Raw genomic sequence first — 9863 nt, forward strand, 5'->3', positions numbered from 1 at the left:
GTTCATCGCCGCCACTACCAGTACCGCCGTCAGTGCACAGACAGGAGCCGACGACGACGCGACCACTCCCCAGGCCACTTCAATCGGTGACGCCCTGCGCGACGGCGACCTGAGCGCCGCATTCCGGCTGCGCTTCGAGGGCGTCGACCAGGAGACTATGAGCGAGGACGCGGCGGCAACAACGCTGCGCAGCCGCGTTACCTGGCACAGCGCCCCTCTGAATGGCTGGACACTGCTGGCGGAAGCCGACAATGTCACCGCGCTGGGGGCCGAGCAGTTCAACTCCACTTCCAACGGACAGACCGAATACCCGGTGGTGGCGGATCCGTCAGGTAGCGAGATCAATCGTGCACAGCTTTCCTATAGCGGCGCTCTGGGGGAATTGACCCTGGGGCGCCAGCGGATCAATCACGACAACCAGCGTTTCCTTGGCGGTGTCGGCTGGCGCCAGAACGAGCAGACTTTCGATGCGCTGCGCAGCACTGTCGACCTGGGCGAGAGCGTTTCCGTCGACTACAGCTACATCTGGAACGTCAACCGGATCTTCGGCCCCGGGGGCGACAATGCAAACCTCGAGGGGCAACTGCACGCGCTGCGCGTCGGCTACCAGTTGAATCCCGCACACCGACTCACCCTCGTGCATTACGAGCTGGATTTCGACAACGCCGCGGCGCTGGCCAGCCGCACCACCGGCCTGCACTACTGGGGCGAAAGCAACCTGTTCAAATGGCAACTCGGCGCCGCCAGCCAGGCCGCGTTGGCGCAGAACCCGGCCGACTACCGCGCCCACTACTATCTCGCCGAGCTGTCCACGCAGCCATTGGCCGACCAATACAAGGTGTCACTAAACGCCGGCTTTGAACTGCTGGGCGCCGACGGTAATGGCCGCTTTGTCACGCCGCTGGCCACGCTGCACAAGTTCCAGGGATTCGCCGACCAGTTTCTCGGCACGCCGGCAGACGGCCTGCGCGACCACTACCTGGGTGCCAGGGCCACGCTGGCCGGTATCGGATTTGCAACCACAGTGCACCAATTCCGCGCCGATCACGGCGATGCCGATTACGGCGACGAGGCCGACCTCGTGGCCAGTTACGCACTGGGCGGAAAGATCAACCTGCTGGCCAAATACGCCCGCTTCCGCGCCGAAGACTGGAGTGGTGACACGGACAAGTTCTGGCTCGCGGTGACGGTGACACTCTGAAGCGATGAGTAAACCACTGGGCATCATGCTGATCGACGACCAGCCCGAGCGCGCGGATATGGTGAGCCACCAGCTGCGCGCGGCCGGTTACCACCTGCTCGTGCAACTGAACAGCGCCGAGGACCTGCTGCAGCAGGTCGATGCGCGGCGCCCGGACATCGTGCTGATCGACATCGAGTCCCCGGATCGCGATATTCTCGACAGCCTCAGCATCATCAGCCGCGAAAATCCCACACCGGTGGCCATGTTTTCCGCCCGCGGCGATGCCGGTTTTATCGCCCGCGCGGTGGAAGCCGGAGTCAGTGCCTATATGGCCGAGGGCATGAGTGCCGAACGAGTTGCGCCGGCGATCGAGATTGCCATGGCGCAGTTCCGCAGTTATCAGCAGTTGCGCAAATCGCTCGAGCGCACGCAACAGCAGTTGCAGGAACGCAAAACCATCGAGCGCGCCAAGGGCCTGCTGATGGCGAAAAAAGATCTCGACGAAGGCGCAGCGCACCGGATGCTGCGCAACCTGGCCATGAACAGCAATGCCACCATGCTCGCGGTCGCGGAGCAGATCATTCACCACCTACAGACAAATCCCTGAAGCCATGCCTGCAGTCAATTTCCTGAACCCCGAAAAGCGCCACCTCAAGTTACTGTACCTGCGGCTGACCGACAGCGCGCCGCTGATCGTCGCGCGGGAAATGGGTTTCTTCGCGCAGCTGGGACTGGACGTCGAACTGCAGCGCGAGACCTCCTGGGCCACGCTGCGGGACAAACTGATCGGCGGTGCTGCCGACGCCGCAGCCATGCTCGCCCCCATGCCGCTAGCACTGGAGCAGGCCCTGCCCCAGTGCGAGGAAGCCCTGCTGACCGGGCTGATCCTGAGCTGCAACGGCAACGGAATCACGCTGTCCCGGCGGCTGAGCGAAGCCCTCGAATACTCCGCGGGAACGGTAAACCACAAAGAGATCGGCGCAGCCCTGGCGAACTATCTCCACCGCTGCAGCCCGGGGACAACGCCACTAAAATTGGCCACTGTCTATCCGTTTTCCAGCCATACGCTGCAGTTGCGGCACTGGCTGCAGTCCAGTGGAATCGATCCGGACCGGGATCTGCAGATTCTGGTACTGCCGCCGGAACAGATGGTGGATCGGCTGCGCCGCGGCGATATCGACGGCTATTGCGTGGGTGAACCCTGGAACACCATTGCTGCACAGCGCCGCCTCGGCACCATCGCTGTAGCCTGCAATACGCTGCTGCCGGCCATGCCGGAAAAAGTCCTGGCGGTGACCAACTCGTGGCACCAGGCCAACCCCTGCGCGCACCTGGCGCTGCGGGTCGCACTGCTGCGGGCCTGTAGCTGGCTTGCCGACGACGCCCAGCGCCGCGACGCCGCGGCCATACTCGCGCGGGATGAGTATCTTGACCTGCAAGTGGAAAGCCTGGTGCCCTCGCTGAGCGACCAGCTGTACTTCTCGGCCGACAGCAACGTCCAATCCAATCCCGACTGGCATCTGTTCGCCAGTATCGACAGCGATTGCGGCCGCCCCACGGAAGGCAAGGCGCAACAATTGATCGATCGGTGCAATAACTTTGCTCCGATCACTGCCGGTGCACAGCGGGCCTTCCGGGAAGATCTTTACCAGCAGGCCCTCGATTTCCTGCAGTGGGACAAGAAATAGCCCCCGCGCTGTTGCGACGGCAATAAAATGGCACGTAATTTGAATACCAAATAAGTAGCGACATCAACAGATAATGATGCACAGGGCCACAAGCCCATGCCGCCCCAATGCAGGGCGCCCCTAAAAAATGAGTAACGGACAACGAAGTCCACCGGACGCAGCCAAGGCTGCACCCGTGGGCTTTTTTTATGCCCGCGGTAAAAGTACAGAAGTGCGGGAAACCTTCCTCTCGACCATGCAGTGAAAGTGTTCAGGGAATTCCGCTTCTTCGCCAACAATCAGAGGAAACGAACATGTCCAGCGATACCCTGAACCTGTTTTCCTTCCGTGGGAAAATCAAAATACTGCACCTCACCTGGGTGGCCTTTTTTATTACCTTCTTTGCCTGGTTCAACCACGCTCCACTACTGATGGCAATTGCGGACAGCCTGGCGCTGTCGAAAGAGCAGGTGAAAACCCTGCTGATCCTGAACGTGGCGCTCACCATTCCCGCCCGGGTGCTGATCGGCATGATGACGGACAAGTACGGTCCGCGCCTGACCTACTCCCTGCTGCTGGCCATCGGCAGCCTGCCCTGCTTTATCTTCGCACTGGCCGATAATTTCGCGCAGGCGGCACTGGCGCGTTTTCTGCTCGGTTTTATCGGCGCCGGCTTTGTCGTGGGTATTCGCATGGTGTCTGAGTGGTTTCCCGCCCGCCAGCTGGGTACCGCCGAGGGCATCTATGGTGGCTGGGGCAATTTCGGTTCCGCCGCGGCGGCGATGAGCCTGCCGACGATCGCCCTGCTCTTCGGCGGCGAGGACGGCTGGCGTTACGCCATCGGCTTTACCGGACTGATCGCACTGGTCTACAGCGTTGTCTACTACAAGACCGTGACCGACACCCCCAAGGGCGCCACCTATTTCAAGCCGAAAAAAATTGGTGGCATGGAAGTTACCAGCCGGGGGGACTTTGTCCTGCTGCTGGTCATGAAGATTCCCATGTACGCCGCACTGGCACTACTCGCCTGGAAGTTGTCGCCGGCCGGCGTATCGATTTTGTCCGGCAATATCGTTGCGGTGATCTATGCCGCACTGGCGCTGCTCTTCCTTCTGGATGCGAAAAAATGCTGGGAGATCAATGGCGAGATGCTGCATACCCCGCCGGCACCGCTTCACCGCTACAAGTTCAAACAGGTCGCAGTACTGAACCTGCTTTATTTCGCCACCTTCGGCTCCGAGTTGGCGGTAGTCTCCATGCTACCGCTGTTTTTTTCCGAAACTTTTGCGCTGGACCCGGTCAAGGCCGGTCTGGTGGCATCCGCCTACGCGTTCATGAACCTGATGTCGCGCCCCGCAGGCGGTCTGATCAGCGACAGGTTCGGGCGCAAATCCACGCTGCTGATCCTCACCGCCGGCCTGGCCCTGGGCTACTTCACCATGAGCCAGATTTCCGCCGACTGGCCCGTTTACCTGGCAGTGATTGCAGCCATGGCCTGTTCCTTTTTCGTGCAGGCGGGTGAAGGCGCGGTGTTCGCCGTGGTGCCGCTGATCAAGCGCCGCCTGACCGGACAGATTGCCGGTATGACCGGTGCCTACGGCAACGTCGGTGCCGTCTTCTACCTCACCGTGCTGAGTCTCGTGTCCTACCAGGCCTTTTTCCTGGTCATCGCCGCCACCGCGGTGTTCGGGTTTGCGGTACTGTTACTGCTCGAGGAGCCGGAGGGCCAGATGGCCGAAGTCCTCCCGGACGGTAGCGTGTCGCTGATCGATGTCGCCTGAACACGATTGTGCCGCCCCCCGCACGGAAGCGGACAAAGCGGTGGATTCTCTGGAATATGCCAGCGCTTCCGCCGCCGGCCGGCGGCAGCGCAATGACGACGCCTGCGCCTTTCGCCTGCCGACCGGCGGCGAGCGCCGGTTCCGCGGGGCGCTGGCCGCAGTGGCGGACGGCGTCAGCGCCGCCACCGCCGGCGGCGATGCGGCGCGCACGGCGGTCAGTGGTTTCATCTCCGATTATTACAGCACGCCGCATACCTGGAGTATCAAGCAGGCGGCGGCACGGGTGCTGCAATCCCTCAACGGCTGGCTCTACCGCCAGGGCGGCGGCGCCACGTCGGTGCGCCAGGGCTGGCTGACCACCTTTTCCGCGGTCATTTTCAAGGGGTCCAACGCACACCTGATCCATATCGGCGATTCGCGCATCTACCGCCTGCGAAGCGGGAACCTCGAATGCCTGACCCGGGATCACAGCACTTCGCTGGGTGGCGGGCGCACCTTCCTGAGTCGCGCGCTGGGCATGGATGCGCACGTGGAACTCGATTACCGCCGCGAAGCGTTGCAAGCCGGTGATATCTATCTGCTCACCAGCGACGGTATCCACGACTTCGTGGCCGCGGAATTTATCGCCGACATACTGCAAGACAATGGTGAAGCCGCGGCGCAGGCGCTACTGGACGCCGCCCTCGGTGCCGGATCCGATGACAACCTCAGCGCCGTCGTCTGCCGGATCGTAACGGTACCACCGCCTGATACCGACGACCTGCTCAGCCAGAATCGCGCCCTGCCCTTCCCGCCGGATCTGCGCCCCGGCAACCGCCTCGATGGTTTCCTGATTCTGCAGGAATTGCACGCGAGCGCCCGCAGCCAACTGTACCTGGCGCGCGACATGGGCGATCAGCGTGGCGAGAAAAAGGGAGCGTTGCGCGTCATCAAGACTCCGTCGGTAAATTTCGCCGACGACCCCGCCTATATCGAAAGCTTTATTGCCGAGGAGTGGACCGGCCGGCGCCTGGATCACCCGGGTATAGTGCGCGTCTTCCCTCCTACAAACGAGCGCCACTTTCTCTACCACGTGCTGGAATACGTGGATGGCCAGAACCTCCGCCAGTGGCTGCAACTGAACCCGCAACCGCCCCTGGAACAGGTGCGCGAGATGATCGCGCAGCTGGTCAGCGCGCTGCGCCGGCTGCAACGCCTGGAAATCGTGCACGGTGACCTGAAACCGGAAAACATCATGATCGGGGCCGACCGCCGCCTGAAACTGATCGACCTGGGTGGCGCCAGTTCGGCGGGACTGCGCGAGCACCTGCGCCACCGCGGCGATACCGCGCCGGGCAGCAAGAATTACGCCGCACCCGAATACTTCTTTGGCGATGGCGCCAGCCACCGCTCGGATATTTTTTCCCTCGGTATCATTACCTACGAACTGTTGACCGGCCACTACCCTTATCGCGAACGCGCTGGCTTCCAGCACTACCCGCTGAAAAGCTACGCCGGCTTGCAATACATCTCCGCCAGGAGTTATCGCGGCGACCTGCCCGACTGGATCGACGGCGCACTGCGCCGGGCCTGCAGCGCCGATCCGCGCCAGCGCTACACCGCGCTGTCGGAATTCGTCCACGACCTGCGCCATCCCAACCCGGAATTTTTCCGCAGTGACAGCCAGCCACTCATGGAACGCAATCCGCTGCTGTTCTGGCAACTGGTGGCACTGTTGTTGCTGCTGTCGCACCTGCTCTATTTCCTATAGGAATCGCCGGTATGCATTACACAACGGCACCAGACGGGTGCAGGAATGGCATTCCCGCACCAAATTATCGCAACAAAACTGTGCACCTTAGCCCCGGACCCGCAGCAGCTGTTTTCTCCCCGCTTGGCACAATCCTTGAATATTAAAAATCACCAACACGTATATCCCCTAACGAGGCAACGGCGCCTGGACTCTTCGGCAGAAGAGGAGGCGCCCGTGCCAAGTCACCCTCCCTCCTCGCTGCCGGGTCATTCAGACACAACACGGCAGAAATCATGGTTAAGCAAAAACTGATCGTTATCGGCAACGGCATGGTGGGTCACCACTTTCTCGAGCAGCTGGCCGCACGTCCGGAAAAATCACTGTTCGAAGTCACGGTTTTCTGTGCCGAACCCCGCCCCGCCTACGACCGCGTCCACTTGTCCGAATATTTCGGCGGCCGCTCGGCCGAGGACCTGGCACTGGGCAAAGTCGAGCGGTACCGCGAATGGGGCTTCGAGCTGCTGCTGAATGATGCCGTCACGGCGATCGACCGCGACCGGAAAACCGTGACCGCCGCCAGTGGAATGGAAAAAAGCTACGACCGGCTGGTGCTCGCCACCGGCTCTTATCCTTTTGTGCCGCCGATTCCCGGGCACGAACACGAAAAATGTTTTGTGTACCGCACCCTCGAGGATCTCGACGCGATCCGCGCGGCGGCCCGCGGTGCACGTCGGGGTGTCGTGGTGGGCGGCGGCCTGCTCGGCCTGGAAGCCGCCAACGCCCTGAAAGAACTCGGGCTCGAGGCCCATGTAGTGGAGTTCGCCCCGGGGCTGATGTCGGTGCAACTGGACGCCGGTGGTTCAGAGTTACTGAAAAACAAAATCGAGGATCTCGGCGTAACCGTACACACCAGCACCGCGACCGAGCTCATCGAAGAAGTGGACGGCCGCCTGTGCATGCGTTTTCAAGGTGACCGCGAGCTGATCACCGACCTGATCGTCTTCTCCGCCGGAATCCGCCCGGAGGACTCACTGGCCCGCAGCGCCCACCTGCAATTGGGTGAGCGCGGCGGTATCGTCATCGATGAATCCTGCCGAACTTCAGACGAAAATATTTTTGCCATCGGTGAATGCGCACTTTACGACAATCGCATCTTCGGCCTGGTGGCCCCGGGCTACACCATGGCGCGCAATACCGTTGCCCAACTTTGTGGCGAATCCATGAGCTTTACCGGCGCGGATATGAGCACCAAGCTCAAGCTCCTCGGTGTGCAGGTTGGCTCCATTGGCGATGCGCACGGTCGCGCAGAAGGTGCTGCGGCCATCACATTCGTGGACGAACAGACCGGCGTTTACAAACGCATGATCACCGACAACACCGGCAAAAAGTTGCTCGGCGCCGTGCTGGTGGGCGATACCGGCGATTACGATCAGCTGCTGCAATACCACCTGAACGCCATCGACCTGCCGGAACACCCGGAACAGCTGATCCTACCCGCCGCCGACGGCGCGGCCCCGGCGCTGGGCGCCGGCGCCCTGCCCGCCGCCGCGACCATCTGCTCCTGCCACAACGTCAGCAAAGGCCAGATCGTCGACGCGGTCCAGGGCGGCTGCTGCTCGCTGGGGGAAGTGAAGGATGCCACCAGGGCATCCACCGGCTGCGGTGGCTGTTCGGCACTACTGAAAAATGTCATCGACGAGGAACTGGCCGCACTGGGCATGGAGGTCAACAACCACCTGTGCGCGCACTTCCCGTTTACCCGTCAGGAGCTGTTCCACCTGGTGCAGGTAGAGGAAATCCGCACGTTCGAAGAACTGCTGACAAAACACGGCAGCGGCCGCGGCTGTGAACTCTGCAAACCGACGGTGGCCTCGATCCTCGCCTCCCTGTGGAACGAGCATATCCACAGGAAGCCGCACGTGGGGCTGCAGGATACCAACGACACCTTCATGGCCAATATGCAAAAAAACGGCAGCTATTCGGTGGTGCCGCGGATACCCGGCGGCGAGATCACACCGGACAAGCTGATCGTGCTCGGCCAGGTGGCGAAGAAGTACAACCTCTATACCAAAATCACCGGCGGCCAGCGCGTGGACCTGTTTGGTGCACGCCTGGAAGAACTGCCGGAAATCTGGCGCGAACTGATCGACGCCGGTTTCGAAACCGGCCACGCCTACGGCAAGTCCCTGCGCACGGTGAAGTCCTGTGTCGGCAGTACCTGGTGCCGCTTCGGCGTGCAGGACAGTGTCGCCATGGCACTGCATATCGAGAACCGCTACAAGGGGCTGCGCTCGCCGCACAAGATCAAGATGGCGGTATCCGGCTGCACCCGCGAGTGCGCCGAGGCCCAGAGCAAGGACATCGGCGTGATCGCCACCGAAAACGGCTGGAACCTGTTCGTGTGCGGCAACGGCGGCATGCGCCCGCGCCACGCAGACCTGTTCGCCACCGACCTCGATGACACAACGCTGATCCAGTATATCGATCGCATCCTGATGTTCTATGTGCGCACTGCCGACAAGCTGCAGCGCACTTCGGTGTGGCTGGAAAACCTGGAGGGCGGGCTCGATTACCTGCGTGCAGTGGTCATCGAAGACAAGCTCGGCATTGGTGCGGAACTGGAAACACAGATGGCCAACGTGGTGGGTACCTACCAGTGCGAGTGGAAGACCGCCATCGAGGATCCGGAAATGTTGAAACGCTTCCGCCAGTTTGTGAACACCGATACGCCGGACGACAAGATCGCTTTCGTCGAGGAGCGCGGCCAGCCGCGACCGGCGCGGGAAGGGGAAATTGTCAGGATTGCCGAACCCGCGTAGCAGGATAAATCGCACCAGAAAAGTGCAAACCGTATTTATTTTAAAAAAAAGTGCCCAAAAATTGCATTTTGGAGTATAAATAATGAATCAAATTGCCATAACCCACACCCAATGGCAGCCGATCTGTCAGCGATCAGATCTGGTTGCCGATTCCGGAGTGTGTGTACTTACGGGCGATCGCACTTTGCGCACTGTTTCAGCTGCGCCAAAGAGCATCGCCCTATTTTTTATTCCCCACGCCGAACCGCAACTCTACGCCATCGACAACTGGGATCCGCTCGCCGGCGCCGGTGTCATTGCCCGCGGACTCCTCGCCGAAATCGACGGCGAGCTGACGGTTGCCTCCCCACTGTACAAACACCACTACCGCCTGCGCGATGGCATTTGCCTTGAGGACAACAGCGTGCGCCTGGGCACCTACGCCGCCGCTTTTGACGGTGACAAAGTGCTGATCGCCACAGAACCGGGCAACCACTGACAATGGCACCAAGCGAGCGGTACCACGCGCGGAAGACCTGTACGACCTGCCCCTATTGCGGCGTGGGCTGCGGCGTGACGGCGACCCGTGCACTGGATGGCGACAATGAACAAATCAGTGTCGACGGCGACACCTCACACCCGGCAAATTCCGGGCGACTGTGCGTAAAGGGATCGGCCCTCGCCGATACCCTGGGGGAGGCG

8 protein-coding genes are annotated in these 9863 nt (G+C 61.5%); all 8 read left to right on the top strand.

What is annotated here, in order from left to right; genetic code table 11:
* Positions 1-1201: alginate export family protein (locus IG168_RS02375; RefSeq protein WP_193161549.1), on the top strand; the 1201-nt coding region annotated here is incomplete at its 5' end.
* Positions 1202-1205: 4 nt separating this feature from the next.
* Positions 1206-1790: an ANTAR domain-containing response regulator gene (locus tag IG168_RS02380; protein WP_226876459.1), complete on the top strand. Its 585-nt coding sequence runs from the start codon at positions 1206-1208 to the stop codon at positions 1788-1790.
* A 4-nt stretch (positions 1791-1794) separates the two neighbouring features.
* Positions 1795-2871 carry a CmpA/NrtA family ABC transporter substrate-binding protein gene (locus IG168_RS02385; RefSeq protein ID WP_193161550.1) on the top strand — a complete coding sequence of 359 codons (1077 nt, stop codon included), beginning with the start codon at positions 1795-1797 and terminating at the stop codon, positions 2869-2871.
* A 293-nt stretch (positions 2872-3164) separates the two neighbouring features.
* A complete protein-coding gene (locus tag IG168_RS02390; RefSeq protein ID WP_193161551.1) occupies positions 3165-4631 on the top strand; it encodes a NarK family nitrate/nitrite MFS transporter in 1467 nt (488 codons plus the stop codon).
* Between the two features lie 40 nt (positions 4632-4671).
* The gene (locus IG168_RS02395; protein ID WP_319024643.1) at positions 4672-6381 is read left to right on the top strand and encodes a bifunctional protein-serine/threonine kinase/phosphatase; all 1710 of its coding nucleotides are present in this window, start codon (positions 4672-4674) and stop codon (positions 6379-6381) included.
* Between the two features lie 275 nt (positions 6382-6656).
* Positions 6657-9182, top strand: coding sequence for a nitrite reductase large subunit NirB (gene nirB / locus IG168_RS02400; protein WP_193161553.1), 2526 nt, complete (start codon positions 6657-6659; stop codon positions 9180-9182).
* 82 nt (positions 9183-9264) lie between these two features.
* Positions 9265-9660, top strand: a complete 396-nt coding sequence (gene nirD / locus IG168_RS02405) for a nitrite reductase small subunit NirD (protein ID WP_193161554.1) — start codon at positions 9265-9267, stop codon at positions 9658-9660.
* 2 nt (positions 9661-9662) lie between these two features.
* Positions 9663-9863: hypothetical protein (locus tag IG168_RS02410; protein WP_193161555.1), on the top strand; the 201-nt coding region annotated here is incomplete at its 3' end.

The organism is Microbulbifer hainanensis, from assembly GCF_014904735.1.
Lineage (GTDB): Bacteria > Pseudomonadota > Gammaproteobacteria > Pseudomonadales > Cellvibrionaceae > Microbulbifer > Microbulbifer hainanensis.

Excerpts from the sequence above, each read along its gene's own strand:
- nirD (WP_193161554.1), top strand. The coding sequence starts at position 9,265 with ATGAATCAAATTGCCATAACCCACACCCAATGGCAGCCGATCTGTCAG.
- IG168_RS02385 (WP_193161550.1), top strand. The coding sequence starts at position 1,795 with ATGCCTGCAGTCAATTTCCTGAACCCCGAAAAGCGCCACCTCAAGTTA.
- IG168_RS02390 (WP_193161551.1), top strand. The coding sequence starts at position 3,165 with ATGTCCAGCGATACCCTGAACCTGTTTTCCTTCCGTGGGAAAATCAAA.
- IG168_RS02380 (WP_226876459.1), top strand. The coding sequence starts at position 1,206 with ATGAGTAAACCACTGGGCATCATGCTGATCGACGACCAGCCCGAGCGC.
- nirB (WP_193161553.1), top strand. The coding sequence starts at position 6,657 with ATGGTTAAGCAAAAACTGATCGTTATCGGCAACGGCATGGTGGGTCAC.